Raw genomic sequence first — 18,342 nt, forward strand, 5'->3', positions numbered from 1 at the left:
TTAAGCTATCTAGGCTATTCAGGCTATCTAGGCTATTCAAGCTATCTAGGCTATCTAGTTTTACCTCAATTTAAGAGTAACAAAAGTGATTACCGCAAGGAACACTGCGATGAGGCAGAAGCGCATCACCACCTTGCTCTCGTGGATAGGTTTCTTGAGGTGCACCACATAGTCCCACTTGATGCTTTCTTCCTTAGCGGCAAAGTGGTGGTGCAGCGGTGTCATGCGGAACAGGCGTTTGCCTGTGCCGTAGCGGCGCTTGTGATACTTGTTGTAACCCACCTGAAGCATCACCGAGAGGGTCTCTATCAGGAACACGCCGCACAGAATCACCAGCAGCCACTCCTTGCGTATGAGTATGGCATAGACGCCGATGATGCCGCCCAGGCACAGGCTGCCGGTGTCGCCCATGAACACCTGCGCCGGGAATGAGTTATACCACAGGAAGCCTATGGTAGCGCCTATGAAGGCGGCTGCATATACCACGAGTTCACTGCTGTCGGGTATATACATGATGTTGAGGTAGGAGGCATAGATGACGTTGCCTCCCAGGTAGCACATGATGGCGAGTGCCAGTCCGGCGATTGCACTGGTGCCGGCAGCGAGGCCGTCCATACCGTCGGTGAGGTTAGCGCCGTTGCTCACCGCTGTCACCACGAGGATGGTGAGAATGGTGAAGAGTATCCATCCTCCGGTCTGCGCATGCTTACCTGCCCAGCGGAAAAACATCGAGTAGTCGAGGTTGTGGTTCTTGATGAACGGGATGGTGGTCTTGGTTGCCTTCTCGGCTGTGGTCTTGTGGTTTACCACCAGCTCGTTAGTCTGCGTGTTGGTGACCGAGATATTCTCGTTCATCACGATAGCGGGGCTCAAGTACATGGTTGCTGCCACGATGAGTCCCAGACCCACCTGGCCCACGATCTTGAACTTGCCCTTGAGGCCTTCCTTGTTGTGGTGGAACACCTTGATGTAGTCGTCGGCAAATCCCAGCGCGCCGCACCAAATGGTGGAAACAATCATGAGCAGCATGTACACATTGTTGAGTTTGCCCAGCAGCAGGCAGGGCACGAGGATGCTGATGATGATAATGATACCGCCCATGGTGGGAGTACCCTGCTTTGATGCGTTGCCACCCTCGTTGGCTGCACGTTCCTTGTCGTGCATCTGGCGGCCCTTGAGTGTGTCGATGATGCGGCTACCTATCACGATAGCGATAAACAGCGACAGCACCAGGGCAAAGCCCGAGCGGAACGTGATGTAGTCAAACAGTCGAGCTCCAGGAACATCGGCTGTGATAAAATCGTGAAACAAATGATAAAGCATATTGTTATTATTGTTTTAGTTCTTTAAATCAAACCTCCTAATATATCTTAAAGTCTTAAAGTCATATAGCCGCCCGCGGCGTTCTTAAAGCGAAGCGTCCTTTAAACTCTTAAACCTTTAAACTTTTAAACCTTTAACTAAATCCCCATCGCCTTCTTGAGCTCCTCGCGGTCGTCGAAGTGGTGCTTCACGCCGTTGATTTCCTGATAGGTCTCATGTCCCTTTCCAGCCAGTACCACCACGTCGCCCGGCTGTGCAAGCATGCAAGCGGTGGCGATGGCGCTGCGGCGGTCGGTGATGGTGAGCACGTGGCGGTCGTCCTCGTCGAGTCCGGCCTGCATCTCGCGCAAAATCTGCTCGGGGTCCTCGTTGCGGGGATTGTCGCTGGTGAGGATCACCTTGTCGCTACGCTTTGCTGCCTCTCGTGCCATGATGGGACGCTTGCCGGCATCGCGGTTGCCGCCGCATCCGCACACGGTGATGATGCTGCCACCCTTGCCTATCACGTCGCGCACGGTGTCGAGCACATTGACCAGAGCGTCGGGGGTGTGGGCATAGTCCACAATACCAGTGTAGCCCTGCGGAGAGTGTATGGTCTGGAAACGGCCATCCACTGGCTGAAGCAGGCTCATGTTCACTGCCACCTCCTCGGGGTCAAATCCCAAGAGCACCGCTGCGCCATATACGCTCAACAGGTTATAAGCGTTGAAACGGCCGGTGAACATCACTTCGATAGACTTGCCGTTGATGATGAGCGATGTGCCGTCGAGACGTTCCTCCACCACGCGGCACTTGAAGTCGGCCATGGCGCGCAGCGAGTAGGTGCGATGGGTGGCGGCGCAGTTCTGAAGCATCACCTGGCCCACCTTGTCGTCGATATTAACAAGCGCAAAGGCATCTTGCGGAAGCATGTCGAAGAACATCTTCTTTGCAGCGATATAGTTTTCCACTGTCTTGTGGAAGTCGAGATGGTCGCGGGTGAGGTTGGAGAACACGGCACCGGCAAACTGCAATCCGTCGATGCGGTGCTGCGAGCAGGCGTGCGAACTCACCTCCATGAATGCATAGTCACATCCTGCCTCAACCATCTCGTGCAGCAATCTGTTGAGCGTGAGGTGGTCGGGGGTAGTTTGCTGGGCAGGTATCTCTACGGTGTCGATGATGTTTTTCACCGTTGATAGCAGTCCGGCCTTGTAGCCCATGCGACGGGTGAGGTCATAGAGCAGGGTAGCGGTTGTCGTCTTGCCGTTGGTGCCGGTGATGCCCACCAGTTTGAGTCGGCGCGATGGCTGGTCATACCACTCGCCGGCAATGCGGGCGAGTGCCACGATGCTGTTTTCCACCTGCACGTAGGTGATGCCATCTTGGATGTGCTCGGGCATGTCTTCGCACACCACAGCCACGGCTCCGGCATCGATCACTGCCGGAATGAACTGGTGTGAGTCAACAGCCACACCCTTCACAGCCACAAAAAGAGCACCCTGTGTCACAGCGCGCGAGTCGCGCACCACATCGGCAACCTCAACTGCAAGGTCGCCCACCGTGCGCAACACGTTCACATTATATAATAAGGTGTCAAGTTTCTTCATTTATCTTATTTCTAAAAATCCTATATATTTAAAGTCCTAAATTCCTATAGCCGCCCCGCAGCGTTCTTAAACCTTTAAAAAATCACTGTTTAAGCGCTAGTGTCACCAGGTCGCCACGCTTGTAGGCCGAGCCGGCCGCCACACTCTGCCGCACCACATATCCTGTGCCGGCAAACTGCACGTTGAGCCCCTTCTTTTCAAGCAGGTCGAGAGCCTCGCGCAGGCTCTTTCCCACCACGTTGGGAACGCCGCTCTTGGGCTGTGATGGCTCACGCAGAGTCTTCGATTTGGTGATGCCCAGCTTGTTCTTCACTACGTTAGCGCCGTCGGAGTAGAGCAAAGCGCTGGCCTGTGGAGCCTTCTTGGGGTTGTCCTTGGCATCGACCTCTATTTCATATTTAGACTCGTTGCCAAGCATGCCGCGGGCATACATCTTGAGCGCGGTGTTCTTGAGAACGACGCCGCTGCTGGCTGCTGCCGACATTGTTGAGCCCATCATGAGCACCATGCAAGAGTACTTGGGCGCCGAGTAGGGGAAGAAGCCGCAGAAGGCATATCGCTTGACGCTGCTAGAATATCCGCCGGGGCCGGTGACAAAGGCTGTGCCTGTCTTGCCGGCAATCTCCACCTTGTCATCTTGCAGATAGCGGTGGGCGGTGCCATGGTCGTCCCACACCACGGCATGGAGCATCTGTCGCAGCGACTGGGCGCTCTTGGGAGAGCACACCTGCTCGCGTATGTAGGTAATGGGAACAATCGAGTCGGGCTCGCCTTCACGCGAGAGTTTCTTCACCAGGTGGGGACGCACAAACTTGCCGTCGTTGGCAATGGCGTTATACATGGCGAGGGTGCGCAGCGGCGGCACGAGTGTTGTGTAGCCGAATGCCATGCGCGTGAGAGCCACGCGGTCGGCATTGGTGTTGCCCAGCTTGTTGAACACGGGCACTCTCTCGCCGCCGATACCAGAGTTAAACGGCTCGAAGAAGCCCATCTGTTCCAGGCGCTGGCGGAACCCGTCGGGGTTGTTGCCATATTTTGATGCGATGATCTTCGACATGCCCACGTTAGACGAGCGAGCGATAATCTGCTCGGCGGTGAGTGTGGGGGCCGAGTGCGGGTCCTTGATGGTCTTGCCGGCATAGGTCCACACGGCACCGGTGGTCCACACGTGGTCGGGGCCGGTCACCACGCCGTCCTCAAGGGCCACCATCATAGAGATGGGCTTGATCACCGATCCGGGCTCATAGCCTATCACGGCATTGTTAGTGCCCTCGACATAGTCGCCTGTTTTATCGTCGAGCGTGAGGTTAGAGATAGCCTTGATCTCGCCTGTAGCCACTTCCATGAGTATGGCGGTAGCCCACTTGGCGCAGGCAAGCTTGCACATGTCGTAGAGCTCGTTCTCCAGGATATCCTGCATGTCCACATTGATGGTGGTGGTGATATTGTAGCCAGGGATGGCGGGCTCGTCGGGGGTCGATACGATCTTGTTGGTGAGCTGCACTTTCTTGGAGACACCTTTCTTGCCGAAGAGCAGCGAGTCGAGCGCGTATTCCAGTCCCGAACTGCCGTGCCAGTTGCCCGTGGAGTCTTGCTTCATGCCGCCTATGCTTCGCGATGCCATGGCTCCGAAGGGCTTGGTGCGCTTTATCTCGCGGTCGGAAATAAGTCCTGACTTGTTACTTCCTTTGTTAAAGTAGGGGAAAGAGGCCAGACGGCTGAACTCGTGTCCGGTGAGGCCACGCATCAGGCGGTAAAATCTTTTTCCGTCTTTTTCCTTTGAATTCTTGTAAGACGTGAGCAATTCGGTCTGCCAGTACTCGGCAGTGTGTGTTTTGTCCTTGTCAAATGCCGCCAGGCTGTCGCACAGGGCAGGAAGGTACTTCTGCAGCGTGTCGGGCTTGATGCCTGTGGCTTTCCAGTCGATGCGGGCGGTGTATAGCTGCATGTTAGTGGCAAGCACCATCCCATTGTCGGCATAGATTTTTCCGCGCACGGGAGCGATGGAATCGACCCTGGTCAGCACTTTGTTGGCCTTGTCGTTCCATTCCGAGGCATATACAACAGTGGTCTTGAACATCTTGAACACGATGCAAGATGCGAATAACAGCATTGCTCCCACAAAGAAGCGGTAGCGCGAAATGAAGTTGCGTTTGTTGGTAGTGTTTTTTTTCATTTTGTTGATAAAATATAAGGTGGCTGTTCGGGTGAAGTAAGGTCAAGTCGCATAGAGTCCATGAGTGTCGTCATCTGGCTCTCACGGGTCATAGAGTTGTATTTGGCCTTGGAGTTGACCCAGTCGGTCTCAATGCTGGCGCGCTGTTTTTCCAGAGACATCACCTCGTCCTTGTAGGTCATGCATTTATACTTGTTGGCTATAGACATCACGATCATGCCCATGATGAAGACGATATAGACCAAGTTTTTCTTGAAAAACTCCACCGACAGGAATCGGCCCTTGCGCATGTCGCGTGCCATGCTCCAGAGGCTGGCTTTCTTCTTATTTTGTTTTTTCTCTGTTTCCATAATCTTTCACACCTTAAAGCTTTGTAGCAATTCTCAATTTGGCGCTTCTTGAGCGAGGGTTGCGCAGCACCTCGTCCTCGCTAGGCACGATCACCTTGTTGTTCACGGCCTTGAGCGGGGCATTGATGCGGCCATAGAAGTCCTTCTCCACCTTGCCGTCGATGTTGCCGCTGCGCATGAAGTTCTTCACAAGCCTGTCCTCGAGCGAGTGGTAGGTGATCACCACCAGCCTGCCGCCGGGATTGAGCACGTCGAGCGACGATTGAAGCAGTCGCTTGAGCACGTCCATCTCGCGGTTCACCTCGATGCGCAGCGCCTGGAACACCATGGCCATCTCCTTCTTCTCCTGGTTGGGCTTGATGAAGGGTCTCACCACCTCGGCCAGCTGGGCCGTGGTCTCGATGCTCGCCGAGCGGCGGGCCTTAACGATGGCAGCGGCCATGCGGCGCGACTGCTTGAGCTCGCCGTAGAGGTAGAGCAGGTCGGCTAGCTGCTGCTCGCTGTAGGTGGCGATGACTTGGCTGGCATCGGTCTCGGCATTGCGGTTCATGCGCATGTCCAGGCGGCCGTCGAAGCGGAACGAGAAACCGCGCTCGCTGTCGTCAAAGTGATGGAACGACACGCCCAGGTCGGCAAGCAGTCCGTCCACGCCTTCCACGCCGTGATAGCGCATGAAGTTCTTGAGGTAGGCAAAGTTGCTGTGTACAAATGTAAACCGGGGGTCGTCAATGCGGTTCTCCCAGGCGTCCATGTCCTGGTCCAGCCCATACAAGTGCCCATCCTCGCCCAGACGCTGCATGATGGCACGGCTATGGCCGCCGCCACCGAATGTTACGTCCACATAGGTGCCATCGGGCTTGATGTCAAGACCTTCCATGCACTCTTCAAGCAATGCGGGTATGTGATAAACTGGTTGTTCCATTGTGACTGACGATGTTTGAACTTTGTTGCTTTAATTCCTTTAAATTCGCTCTATTTTTAATTAGGGTGTAAAGTTACTAATTATTTTCAAAATTTACAAAACCAAATTCCATTTTTTTAATTTTAGGCAAAAAAAGTTTTTAACACCCCCTGAAAACAAGAAAAAGCACATATTTCGCCCCCACATTTACACTTGTAAATATATCGCTCATTTTACCCGACTCTCTCCCTTTCTTCTCCCATGAAAATGCCATCAAAGGGACAGTCCCCGTGATGGCAAAATTAATTTAATTTCTGAAAATAAAACCTCTGTGATCTTTGTGCCTTCTGTGGGAGAGAGTAGGAAGAAGGATGATGCTGTTTTGTTAAGATGTGGTTAATTTTCGGCTAAAAGGATTAATATAAAAAAAATATTACTAACTTTACGACCTGTAACCAAAAAAACTATTCAACGATGAACAACAGTATAAAAATCTTTTGCAAGAATACACAAGAATATGTTGCTGTGAATGGAGGCGACTCGTTGCTCGACGTTCTGGGCGTGCTTGAGCTTGACATGCAGCCCTTGTGTGCGTTGGTTAATAACAAGGTTGTGGACCTGTCTTTCAATATCTACAGCCCCAAACAGGTCGAGTTCCTGGACTACAGCCATCCTGCCGGAGCGCGCTGTTATGTGCACTCGCTGTGCATGGTTCTCTACAAGGCCATTACCGACCTCTATCCTGGCAAGCGCCTGCGCATTGAGCATTCGCTCAAGGGCGGTTACTACTGCCGCATCAAGCACGAGCATGCCACTCTCGACGCCTCTATGGTGGCGGCGCTCAAGGCCCACATGCAGGAAATCATTGCGCAGGACCTGCCGCTGGTGCGTCACGAAGAACCCACACAGGATGTGGCACGCCTATTTGAGGAGCAAGGGCTCAACGACAAGGTGCGCGTGCTCTCTACCTGCAAAGATTTCTATTACACCTACTACACCCTCGACAATCTGGCCGACGCTTTCTATGGCCCGCTAGTGCCTCGCACCGGCATGCTCACGTCATTTGACCTGCTGCCCTACGAGAGCGGCATGATACTGCTTGCCCCCGACAAGGACATGCAGCCTGCTGTGGCCGAGAAGCAACCCAAGATGTTCAAGGCGTTTACCGACTATGTGGCTTTCAACGATATCATAGGCCTTGGCGACGTGGGAATACTCAACAAGGCCATCAGGGAGAAGAAGGCGCCCATGCTCATCAACGTGGCCGAGGCGCTGCACAACAAGATGTTTGCCGCCATAGCCCACGAGATAGCGAAGCGTTACCAGGCTGGCGGCGCACGTGTGGTGCTTATCGCAGGACCGTCGTCGAGCGGAAAGACCACTTCGAGCAAGCGACTGGCTATCCAGCTGGTGACTAACTATATCATGCCCAAGGTAATAGAGCTGGACAACTACTTCGTTAACCGCGACAAGACTCCGCGCGACGAGAGTGGCGACTACGACTACGAGTCGCTCTATGCGCTCGACCTGGAGCTGTTCAACAGCGACCTCACGCGCCTGCTCGCCGGTGAGGAAGTGGCTATGCCCACCTATAACTTCACCACCGGCAGCCGTGAGTACCGCGGCAACACACTCAAGCTCGAGAAGAACAACATACTCCTCATCGAGGGCATACACGGCCTCAACCCCGAGCTCACCAAGCAGATTCCCGAGGAGCAGAAGTTCCGCCTCTATGTGAGCGCCCTCACCACGTTGAGCATTGACGACCACAACTGGATCCCCACCAGCGACAACCGCCTGCTGCGCCGCATCGTGCGCGACAACAAGTATCGCGGCAGCAACGCCCAGAGCACCATTGCCCGCTGGGCTAGCGTGCGCCGTGGCGAGGACAAGTGGATCTATCCCTTCCAGGAGAATGCCGACGCCACCTTCAACTCGTCGCTCATCTTCGAGCTTGCGGTGATGAAGATGCACGCCGAGCCTGTGCTGCGCCAGGTGCCCGTCAACTCGCCAGAGTATGCCGAGGCTCACAGGCTGCTCAAGTTCCTCAACTACTTCGAGCCCCTCGATGAGAAAGACATCCCCAGCACATCGCTGTTGCGAGAATTCCTGGGCGGCTCGTCTTTCACATATTAATAACTCAACTTTAGCATTTGATAATAAATATTGCTAATTTATTGTCCGGCAGGACAATACCTAAATAACCCCCACCGCCGAACGAAGTGGCGGTGGGGGAAAGAAATGCAAGAAGCACCGCGTCCAGCAGGACGCTAATCGGATCAAATAGGTGAGGCTCAAATGGTTTTACATGCTAAAGTTGAGTTAATAAGCATTTCACAAGCCAAAAAACTTGTGTCGTTTAGAAATTTTGTGTAATTTCGCATGCAAAAGTAACTATTCGCCAATGGTATTTTGGGTAATATCCTCCGCGCAGATCTCACGGTCTCACGAAAAAATTAACAACAGATCTCTGACTTAACTGAAAAAGAAATATTATTCTAATTATTTTAATTTCTTTCAGTTATTATTAAATCTGCGTTATCCGTGAAATCTGCGCGGGGAGTCCGCAAAAAGCTCTACTGGTGTATAGCTGCCATGCAAATATATTAATGTGGGCTCTATAAAACCCACTCCAAGATAAACCTAAAACTAAATTTATTTATGCCTAAGATTGCTCAGCGTGGCATCGACATGCCCGCATCTCCCATCCGCAAGTTGGCTCCCTATGCAGTGGCAGCCAAGCAACGCGGCGTGAAAGTTTACCATCTCAACATCGGTCAACCCGACCTTCCCACTCCCCAAGAGGGACTTGACGCGCTCAAGACTGTGGACCGCGCCGTGCTGGAATACTCACCCTCGCAGGGCTACCAGTCTTACCGAGAGAAGATGGTGGGCTACTACGCTAAATACAACATCAACCTCACCCCCGACGACATCATCGTGACATGCGGCGGCAGCGAGGCTGTGCAGTTTGCCTTCATGGCTTGCCTCAACCCCGGCGACGAAATCATCATCCCAGAGCCCGCTTATGCCAACTACATGGGCTTCGCTTGCGAGACCGGGGCAGTGGTGCGCACCATCACCACACACATCGAGGACGGGTTCGCGCTGCCCAGCATCGAGGACTTTGAAAAGGTTATCAACGAGCGCACACGCGCCATCATGATATGCAACCCCAACAACCCCACCGGCACTCTCTACACCCGCGAGGAACTCGAGCAGCTGCGCGACCTGGTGAAGAAATATGACCTGTATCTCTTTGCCGACGAGGTTTACCGCGAGTATGTATATAGCGACACCCCCTATGTGAGCGCTATGCACCTCGAGGGCATCGAGGACCACGTGGTGATGATCGACTCGGTGTCGAAGCGCTACAGCGAGTGCGGCATCCGCATCGGCGCACTCATCACCCGCAACGAGGCTGTGCGTGCTGCTGTGCTCAAGTTTGCCCAGGCACGACTCAGCCCACCGCTCATTGGCCAGGTTGTTGCCGAGGCATCGATCGACACCCCCCAGGAATACCACAAAGCCGTCTATGACGAGTATATCGCTCGCCGCAACTGTCTCGTGGAAGGCCTGAACAAGATCCCCGGCGTTTACTCACCCATGCCCATGGGCGCATTCTACACCGTGGTGTCGCTTCCCGTCGATGACAGCGACGCCTTCTGCCAGTGGTGCCTTGAAGAGTTCAACTACGAGGGCGAGACCGTGATGATGGCTCCCGCTACCGGCTTCTACGCAACAAAGGGCGCAGGCAAGAACCAGGTGAGAATGGCCTACGTGCTCAAGATCGACGACCTCAAGCGCGCACTCATCGTGCTGGAAAAAGCACTCGAGGCTTACAACAAGAAATAAACCGTTTTTCAACCTAATAACACGGCGAGGACACAATCAATGTGCCCCCGCCGCGTTGCTTTATTGTCACTATAAGGCGGGTTCTATAAATTATGTCGAGGCGATTTTGAGATATGTTTTGAGTAGATTTTTGGCATGAAGAGGGAGCGAAGCGGGCTTTGTGACTGAATGTCAAAAAGATACCAAAACAGGCTCAAAAGCGGCCGAAATAATCAATTAACTTATTTCAGAATTAATAGAACCCGCCATAGATGAAAAAACAAGTGCTAGTATCTTTCATTTCTCAACAAAAAGAATTATCTTTGTGCACATATTAAACAATTTGTTTCAAAAACCGAAACAAATAAATTCGAGATACTATTATGACTAAAAAAATATTACTATTCGTTGCCTGCGCAATCATGTCATGGAGCGCAATGCTTGCCGACGAGGTTACAATCAACGCCATTAAGTATCGAACTTACACTGGGTCTAACGGCTCGGCCTCTGTTATAGGATGCGAGCCGGGTACCAAGAACCTTGTCGTTCCCGCCGAGATTACCTATAACGGACAGACTCTGCCAGTGAAATATATTTCTGGTTCAGCATTTGAGAATAACACCGAACTGATTTCGGCAACTATCCCCGGTTCGGTTACATCGGTATCCTCTGGCGCGTATCTGAATTGTACCAGCCTCAAGAAAGTGACCTTACTCGACGGTGTGTGGTCAGTGGACGCCTGGTGTTTTCAAGGATGCACCTCGCTTGAAGACATTTCTATGACTAACTCTGTCAAAGAGATTAGGATGAGTGCTTTTCGGTCATGCACATCTCTCAAGAGCATTGCCTTGCCTAACTCGATCGAAAAGATCGAAAGTTTCAATTTCTATGAGTGTTCTGCCTTGACACATGTCGAGTGGCCTTCAAGCCTTAAGGAGATAGAAAACAATGCGTTTGGTTATTGTAAAGCCTTCAAGCAAATAACAAATCTTCCCACAAGCCTGCGCAAGATTAATAATAGTGCCTTTTCATTCTCTGGCGTGCGCATTTTGTATCTGCCCGAGGGCATTACCGAACTTGGTAATGCTTTTGTGGGTTGTAACGACTTGAAAGTTATTTCACTGCCTTCGACTCTTACCACATTGTCTGGCTTTTATGGTTGCAAAGGCCTCGCCGACATTGAATGCCGCATGACAACTCCCATACGCCCAGATTCTGACTTTGATGCCGATGTGTATTACCACGCACAGCTGTATGTTCCCAAGGGATGCGTTGGCGCCTACAAGAATGAGGCCGGATGGGACAGGTTTATAGGAATTACCGACGAGTATTCGCCCTTCCCCTTGAGTGATGTCAACGGCGACAAGGTAACCGGCGTGAGCGATGCTAACCGCCTCATCAACATGATACTGGCCGCAGCACCGACAAGCACCACCGTGACGACGTGAACCGTGACGGAACCATCGATATAACCGACCTCAACGAGGTTACAAATGAAATTCTAGGTAAATAAAACAGTAATATATACTACATGAAACAATATCTCGATCTCGTCAAGCATGTGATGGAAAACGGCACTCTCAAGGAGGACCGCACCGGCACCGGCACTCGCAGCGTGTTCGGCTACCAGCTGCGGTGCAACCTGGAGGAAGGATTTCCCTTGCTCACCACCAAGAAAGTGCACCTCAAGTCAATAATCTATGAACTGCTATGGTTCCTCAAGGGCGACACTAACGTGCGCTACCTGCAGGAACACGGCGTGAGGATATGGAATGAGTGGGCCGACGAGAACGGCGAACTGGGTCCTGTGTATGGTCACCAGTGGCGCTCATGGCCCGACTATGAGGGAGGTACCATCGACCAGATTGCCAAGGTGGTAGAGGACATCAAGAACAACCCCAACTCACGCCGCCACATCGTGAGCGCATGGAATGTGGCCGAGGTCAACCGCATGGCACTGCCCCCCTGCCACTCGCTGTTCCAGTTCTACGTGGCCGACGGACGATTGAGCCTGCAACTCTACCAGCGCAGCGCCGACCTTTTCCTGGGCGTGCCCTTCAACATCGCCTCTTATGCCCTGTTGCTCATGATGGTAGCACAGGTCACAGGACTCAAGCCAGGCGACTTCATACACACCTTTGGCGACACCCACATCTACCGCAACCACTTCGACCAAGTGAAGCTGCAACTCACCCGCGAGCCACGCAAGCTGCCCGTGATGAAGCTCAACCCCGAAGTGAAAGACCTGATGGACTTCAAGTATGAAGACTTCACCCTCGAAGGCTACGACCCCCACCCCCCCATCAAAGGCCAAGTAAGCGTGTAGTTTTATAAAGGTTTAAAAGTTTAGAGGTTTAAAAGTTTAAAGGTTTAAAAGTTTAAAAGTTTAACCCTATATAGGCTATATAGGCTATATAGGCTATATCTCCTATAAAAAAATCCTATAAAAAAATGACCGAAGAAGGACGTGAAATCAGTGCCATTGTCGTCATCGACGAGCGTGGTGCCATAGGCAACAAGGGCGGGCTGCTGTGCCACCTGCCGGCCGACCTCAAACACTTCAAGAACATCACCATGGGGCACTCCATCATGATGGGCCGCCACACGCTCGAGTCGTTCCCCAAGGGGCCGCTTCCCGGGCGGCAGAACATTGTCATCTCACGCAACCCCGACTATGCCCCCGAGGGCGTGACCATGGTGCACAGCTTCGACGAGGCAGTGGCCAGCGCCACCATGCCCGGAGAGTTGTTTGTGATAGGCGGTGCCCAAGTCTATGCCGGCATGTTCCACATGGTGACAACGCTATATCTCACCCGCATCCACCACACCTTTGAAGAGGCCGATGCCCATTTCCCGGCCATCAATCCCGACGAATGGCAAGAGGTTGACAGCGAGCACCATGCCCCCGACGACCGCAACCCATACCCCTACACATTTGTCACCCTAAAACGCCGCTAATCCTCCCCGGTTGTAAAATAAATGATGCTAATTCATTGTCCAGTAGGATGATATCTAAACAACCCCCACCGCCTAACCGAGCGAAGCGAGCTCGGCAAAGTGAGCAGCGGCAAGTCGGCGAAGCCGGTGCCGCGGACAGCGAACCCCCACCGCCGGACATAGTGGCGGTGGGGGTATAACGTATGCAATTGTATGCGTCCGGCAGGACGCTAATCGGAGCAAAAAGGTTAATTTCACCCTAGCAGGTGTTTCACCAGCGCTGCGGTGGCGCGGCCGCGGTGAGAGATGGCATTCTTCTCCTCGCCAGTCATCTGGGCAAAGGTGCGTCCGTCGCCCTCGACCGGAGCAAAGATTGGGTCGTAGCCGAAGCCCTCTTCGCCATGGCGCTCGGTGAGGATAGTACCCTCCACCTTGCCCTCAAACGTGCTCACGCGGTCACCCTCGATCAGGGCAATCACGGTGCGGAAGCGTGCCGACCGCTCGGTCACGCCCTGCATCTTCGTGAGCACCTTGTCCATGTTGCGCTCGCTGTCGTGGGCCACCCCGCCATAGCGGGCCGAATACACCCCCGGCTCCCCGCCCAGGGCATCAATCTCAAGGCCTGTGTCGTCGCTGAAACAGTCCAGGCCGTAGTGTTCCTTAATGAACTGCGCCTTCATGAGCGCATTCCCGTCGAGCGTGTCGGCGGTTTCAGGGATATCAACGTCGCAACCGATGTCGGCCAGCGACAGCACCTCCATGCGTCCGCCCACAATCTGCCTCAACTCCTGCAGCTTATGGGCATTATTAGTAGCAAAAACAATCTTCTTCATGCAGTATTTTATTTTAATTCAGTTACAAAGGTAACGAAAATTTATCTAAAAGACGAAACTCGCCCCAAAAAGTGTGAACAACACAAATTTTGTAACTATACGCCAATAGATTTTCACGGACACCCCGCGCGGATCTCACTGATGACACAGATTGAAATTTTCAGAACCGAGCGAACCTCCATCAAATTAAAATAATTAGAATGATTTCTTCTGTCTGAAAATATAATTTCTGTGTAATCTGTAGTTTCCCTTATGTCGTTTTTGTGGCCTCTGGGCTTCTGTGGGAGATATGGGGAGATAAAAAATCTGCTCTGCGGGTGTATTCTGTGGCTAAAAAATTAGTGCTATGTCGTGAAAAATCACTAATTTCGCATGATAAACAATCTAAACATTGAATTATGAGCAAAACTTCTGATAAAAAAGCTAACGGATACAACCCTCAAACTGGAAGTCTCAAGGAACGCTTGGGACGCGTGAAACCTACGCGCTGGGCACGATTTGGCATCGTGTCGGTGATTTTCTTTGTGTGGGTTTTCTGGCTGGGCAACTGGTGGGTTGCGCTGGCGTGGTTCCTGCTGGCCGACATCTACCTCACGCAGTTCATCCCTTACACCTGGTGGAAGGGCATCAAGAATAATGCCGTGCGCAAGGTGTTCAGCTGGATTGACGCTATCGTGTATGCGATGGTGCTCGTCTATTTCCTGTTCTCCTTCGTGGGCCAGAACTTCACTATTCCGTCGTCATCGCTCGAGAAGACGCTGCTCACCGGCGACTTCCTGTGGGTGAACAAGATGGTTTATGGTCCGCGCGTGCCTCAAACACCGCTGCACATACCCGTGTGCCAGAATATGATACCGTTCTTGAACTGCAAGTCTTACTTTGAGACCCCGCAGCTCGACTATCACCGCCTCAATGGCGTGCGCAGCGTGGAGCGCGGCGACATCGTGGTGTTTAACTTCCCCGCGGGCGACACTGTGGCCCTCAACTGCCCCAACCCCGACTACTACACGCTGGTGCAGATAAGGGGTCGTGAGGTTGTGAACAGCAACCGCGACATGTTTGGCGAGGTGATATATCGCCCCGTTGACCGCCGCGACGCCTATGTGAAGCGCTGCCTGGGTCTGCCTGGCGAGTGGTTCTCGATGAAGGACGGCGTGGTGTATATCGACGGCAAGGCTCTCGACGAGCCCGAGAACGTGCAGTTCAACTACATCGTGGTTACCGACGGCACCGCCATCAGCGATGAGACATTTGACGAGCTGGGCGTGAGCGTGGACGACCGTGGCTTCAACGGGCAGTTCTACGAGCTGCCTCTCACCAAGGACATGGTGGCACAGCTCAAGTCTTACCCCTGGGTGAAGACCGTGGAGCGCATCACCGACCAGCATCTCGACGTGACCACCGAGAACGTGATCTCGTTCCCCGTGGGACAAAACTACGGCTGGACCCATAACAACATGGGCCGCATCTGGATTCCCAAGAAGGGCAAGACGCTGCACCTCACCATGGAGAATCTGCCCAAGTATGAGCGTTGCATCAAGAACTACGAGGGCAACACGCTCGAGGTGAAGGAGGGCAAGATATACATCAACGGCAAGGAGACAACGACCTATACGTTCAAGATGGACTACTACTGGATGATGGGCGACAACCGCGACAACTCGCTCGACTCGCGCTTCTGGGGATTCGTTCCCGAGGATCACATCATCGGCACGCCGCACATCGTGCTCATCTCCTTCGACAAGGACAAGCGAGGCCTGGGCGTGCGCTGGAACCGCATCTTCAAGACTCCTAATCCGGATAAGAAGTAAAGGTTTAAGAGTTTAAGAGTTTAAGAGTTTATTCTCTAATCTCTTATCTCTAATCTCTCATCTCTTATCTCTCATCTCTTATCTCTCATCTAGAAGTATGATACTGACGGGTAGCATGTGTGCTGGCAGTGTGCGCTATTATGCGGCGTGCGTGGAGGCTGGAGTTGTGGCTGTGGATACCGCCGAGGTGCGGTTGCCGCTGCGGCACAGCCATCACCGCTATGCAATAGCAGGGCCTAACGGTGTGCAGCAGCTCACCGTGCCGCTGGTGGGTGAGACTAATGCTATGCCCGTGCCCATGAGCGACGTGCGCATCAGCGAGCATGCCTCATGGCGCAGGCTGCACTGGGGCGCTTTGTTCTCGGCCTACGGCCGCTCGCCCTACTTCGACTACATCGCCCCCGACCTTGAGGCCATCGTCATGGGTCATCAGCAGTGGCTGCTCGACTACAACGAGCAGATGCAGCAGCTCGTCATCGACTTCATGGACTTGCCGGTGGAGATGACCCGCGCTTGCGACATCGACGCCCATGGGGCAACGGACCTGCGTGGCAAGATAGGCACCAAGAAGCCCGACCGCCTGCCCATCGTGGACGTCCCTTACTACCAGGTGTGGCAAGAAAGACATGGCTTCCTGCCCGGGCTCAGCATCCTGGACCTGCTCATGAACACCGGCCACGAGGGCATCATCACACTGATGAAAATGAATAAAACAGAGCGATAGTAACGTAAATATCGTTAACGTTAATAACGTCAATAACGCTAGTAACGAAAGAATAATAAAACAACTATGGATAGAAAAGACTTTGAGATAATGGCCCCTGTGGGCTCGTGGGAATCGCTCACCGCCGCTTGGCAAGGTGGGGCCGATGCTATCTACTTCGGCATCGAGGGTCTGAACATGCGCTCACGCTCGAGCGTGAACTTCAGCATCGACGACTTGCACACCATAGCGCAATGGTGCCACGAGCACGGCATGAAGAGTTATCTCACAGTCAACACCATCATCTATGACGGCGACGTGGACTACATGCACCGCATCATCGACGCGGCCAAGCAGGCAGGCGTGAGCGCCATCATAGCCAGCGACATGGCCGCCATCCTCTATGCGCGCAGCACGGGCGTGGAAGTGCACATCTCCACCCAGGTGAACGTGAGCAACAGCGAGGCGGTGAAGTTCTACTCACAGATGGCCGACGTGGTGGTGCTGGCGCGCGAGCTCAACATGGACCAGGTGCGCGGCATCCACGACACCATAGTGAACGACGACGTGCGTGGCCCTCACGGCGAGCCGGTGCGCATCGAGATGTTCTGCCACGGCGCGTTGTGCATGGCAGTGTCGGGCAAGTGTTACTTGAGCCTTGCCGAGAGCGGATATAGCGCCAACCGCGGCGCTTGCCGCCAGATATGCCGCCGTTCTTACACCGTGACCGACCGTGAGACGGGCAACCAGCTCGACATCGAGAACAAGTACATCATGTCGCCCAAGGACCTCAAAACTATCCATTTCCTCAACAAGATGGTCGATGCCGGCGTGCGCGTGTTCAAGATCGAAGGCCGTGCGCGCGGTCCCGAGTATGTGCGCACGGTGGTGAGCTGCTACCATGAGGCGCTGGAAAGCATCATCGACGGCACCTACAGCGAGAAACTCGTTGCCGGCTGGGACGAGCGCCTGAAGATGGTGTTTAACCGCGGATTCTGGGACGGCTACTACCAGGGTCAGCGACTGGGCGAGTGGACCATGAAATATGGCTCAAGCGCAACGCGTGTCAAGGTGTATGCCGCCAAGGGCATACGCTACTTCGGCAAGCTGGGCGTGGCAGAGTTCCTGGTCGAGGCTGGCGAGGTAAAGGTGGGTGACGAGATTGTCATCACAGGCCCCACCACAGGCGCTGTTATCACCACTGTGGAGGAGATAAGGGTGGATCTCAAGCCCGTGGAGAAAGCCGTCAAGGGCGAACATTTCTCTATCAAGACCGATGCCAAGATACGCCCCAGCGACAAACTATTCGTCTGGAAGCCCACAGGCAACGAGTAGAAAATCAGGGATTATTTTCCTCTCGGGGAGGATATCATAGAAAAGCAGATTAAACAGATTTTTTCTATTTCCCACAGAAACACAGAGGGCACAGAGATTATATTTTATGTTTATTTTCAGTTTATTTCAAGCGTAGCGCCATCACCTATTCAGATCGCCTCAGTAAAAAAAGGGCGCTGCGCTTGAAATTGACTAAAAATCAACTAAAAATTATTTCTTTTGTTCTTTTGTCAAGAGACCACAGATTAACCAGAAATAAGGGAATTATATTTCAGATTAACCAGATTGCTTTTGTTACTTTTTGGGTACATTGCGTTTTGCCATCTGTTTAATCTCGGCAAGAATTCCCTAAAGAAAAAAATCTGGTTAATCTGTGGTCTATTTAGATAGGAGGATACAATCTCTGTGACCTCTGTGTCTTCTATGTTGAAATCCAAATAAATTGAGTGTAATTTAACGTTTTTTACGCCATTTGGCGTTGTTTTTGCCGTTTTTTGCGTGAGCTTGGGCAAAAAGAAGGTAGCCAGGCACATTTTTGTGCTTGGTGGTT

General features: G+C 52.9%; 15 protein-coding genes. 9 read left to right on the forward strand and 6 right to left on the reverse strand.

Going from position 1 to position 18,342, the window contains the following annotated elements:
- Positions 1–60: 60 nt before the first annotated feature.
- The 5 genes from mraY to rsmH form a co-directional block, all read right to left on the reverse strand.
- Positions 61–1,323, reverse strand: a complete 1,263-nt coding sequence (gene mraY / locus ACKI3C_RS00220; protein ID WP_407400989.1) for a phospho-N-acetylmuramoyl-pentapeptide-transferase — start codon at positions 1,321–1,323, stop codon at positions 61–63.
- A gap of 137 nt (positions 1,324–1,460) precedes the next feature.
- On the reverse strand, positions 1,461–2,912 hold the full coding sequence (locus ACKI3C_RS00225) for a UDP-N-acetylmuramoyl-L-alanyl-D-glutamate--2,6-diaminopimelate ligase (RefSeq protein WP_407400990.1): 1,452 nt from the start codon (positions 2,910–2,912) through the stop codon (positions 1,461–1,463).
- A gap of 82 nt (positions 2,913–2,994) precedes the next feature.
- Complete coding sequence (locus ACKI3C_RS00230) at positions 2,995–5,088, reverse strand: penicillin-binding protein (RefSeq protein WP_407400991.1); 2,094 nt, start codon at positions 5,086–5,088, stop codon at positions 2,995–2,997.
- Complete coding sequence (locus tag ACKI3C_RS00235) at positions 5,085–5,438, reverse strand: FtsL-like putative cell division protein (RefSeq protein WP_407400992.1); 354 nt, start codon at positions 5,436–5,438, stop codon at positions 5,085–5,087. The genes ACKI3C_RS00230 and ACKI3C_RS00235 overlap by 4 nt, the downstream gene beginning before the upstream one ends.
- A 13-nt stretch (positions 5,439–5,451) precedes the next feature.
- Positions 5,452–6,360 (reverse strand): 16S rRNA (cytosine(1402)-N(4))-methyltransferase RsmH, encoded by a 909-nt coding sequence (rsmH, locus tag ACKI3C_RS00240; protein ID WP_407400993.1) that lies wholly within the window; start codon positions 6,358–6,360, stop codon positions 5,452–5,454.
- A gap of 453 nt (positions 6,361–6,813) precedes the next feature.
- Here rsmH and ACKI3C_RS00245 point away from each other — a divergent pair, with 453 nt between their 5' ends.
- The 6 genes from ACKI3C_RS00245 (at position 6,814) to ACKI3C_RS00270 (ending at position 13,131) form a co-directional block, all read left to right on the forward strand.
- Positions 6,814–8,475 (forward strand): nucleoside kinase, encoded by a 1,662-nt coding sequence (locus tag ACKI3C_RS00245; RefSeq protein ID WP_407400994.1) that lies wholly within the window; start codon positions 6,814–6,816, stop codon positions 8,473–8,475.
- A 525-nt stretch (positions 8,476–9,000) separates the two neighbouring features.
- Positions 9,001–10,194, forward strand: coding sequence for a pyridoxal phosphate-dependent aminotransferase (locus ACKI3C_RS00250; RefSeq protein WP_407400995.1), 1,194 nt, complete (start codon positions 9,001–9,003; stop codon positions 10,192–10,194).
- Between the two features lie 362 nt (positions 10,195–10,556).
- Positions 10,557–11,621 carry a leucine-rich repeat domain-containing protein gene (locus ACKI3C_RS00255; protein WP_407400996.1) on the forward strand — a complete coding sequence of 355 codons (1,065 nt, stop codon included), beginning with the start codon at positions 10,557–10,559 and terminating at the stop codon, positions 11,619–11,621.
- A complete protein-coding gene (locus ACKI3C_RS00260; RefSeq protein WP_407401002.1) occupies positions 11,618–11,686 on the forward strand; it encodes a hypothetical protein in 69 nt (22 codons plus the stop codon). Before ACKI3C_RS00255 ends, ACKI3C_RS00260 begins: the two co-directional genes overlap by 4 nt.
- An 18-nt stretch (positions 11,687–11,704) precedes the next feature.
- Complete coding sequence (locus ACKI3C_RS00265; RefSeq protein ID WP_407400997.1) at positions 11,705–12,499, forward strand: thymidylate synthase; 795 nt, start codon at positions 11,705–11,707, stop codon at positions 12,497–12,499.
- Positions 12,500–12,624: 125 nt separating this feature from the next.
- Complete coding sequence (locus tag ACKI3C_RS00270; protein WP_407400998.1) at positions 12,625–13,131, forward strand: dihydrofolate reductase; 507 nt, start codon at positions 12,625–12,627, stop codon at positions 13,129–13,131.
- Between the two features lie 233 nt (positions 13,132–13,364).
- Here ACKI3C_RS00270 and ACKI3C_RS00275 read toward each other — a convergent pair whose 3' ends face one another.
- Positions 13,365–13,943: a non-canonical purine NTP diphosphatase gene (locus tag ACKI3C_RS00275; RefSeq protein WP_407400999.1), complete on the reverse strand. Its 579-nt coding sequence runs from the start codon at positions 13,941–13,943 to the stop codon at positions 13,365–13,367.
- 464 nt (positions 13,944–14,407) lie between these two features.
- Here ACKI3C_RS00275 and lepB point away from each other — a divergent pair, with 464 nt between their 5' ends.
- The 3 genes from lepB (at position 14,408) to ACKI3C_RS00290 (ending at position 17,792) form a co-directional block, all read left to right on the forward strand.
- Positions 14,408–15,754, forward strand: coding sequence for a signal peptidase I (gene lepB, locus ACKI3C_RS00280; RefSeq protein WP_407401003.1), 1,347 nt, complete (start codon positions 14,408–14,410; stop codon positions 15,752–15,754).
- A gap of 97 nt (positions 15,755–15,851) precedes the next feature.
- A complete protein-coding gene (locus tag ACKI3C_RS00285) occupies positions 15,852–16,478 on the forward strand; it encodes a WbqC family protein (RefSeq protein ID WP_407401000.1) in 627 nt (208 codons plus the stop codon).
- 66 nt (positions 16,479–16,544) lie between these two features.
- Positions 16,545–17,792, forward strand: coding sequence for a peptidase U32 family protein (locus ACKI3C_RS00290; RefSeq protein ID WP_407401001.1), 1,248 nt, complete (start codon positions 16,545–16,547; stop codon positions 17,790–17,792).
- Positions 17,793–18,342: the final 550 nt, after the last annotated feature.

The organism is Sodaliphilus sp., from assembly GCF_045598405.1.
Lineage (GTDB): Bacteria > Bacteroidota > Bacteroidia > Bacteroidales > Muribaculaceae > Sodaliphilus > Sodaliphilus limicaballi.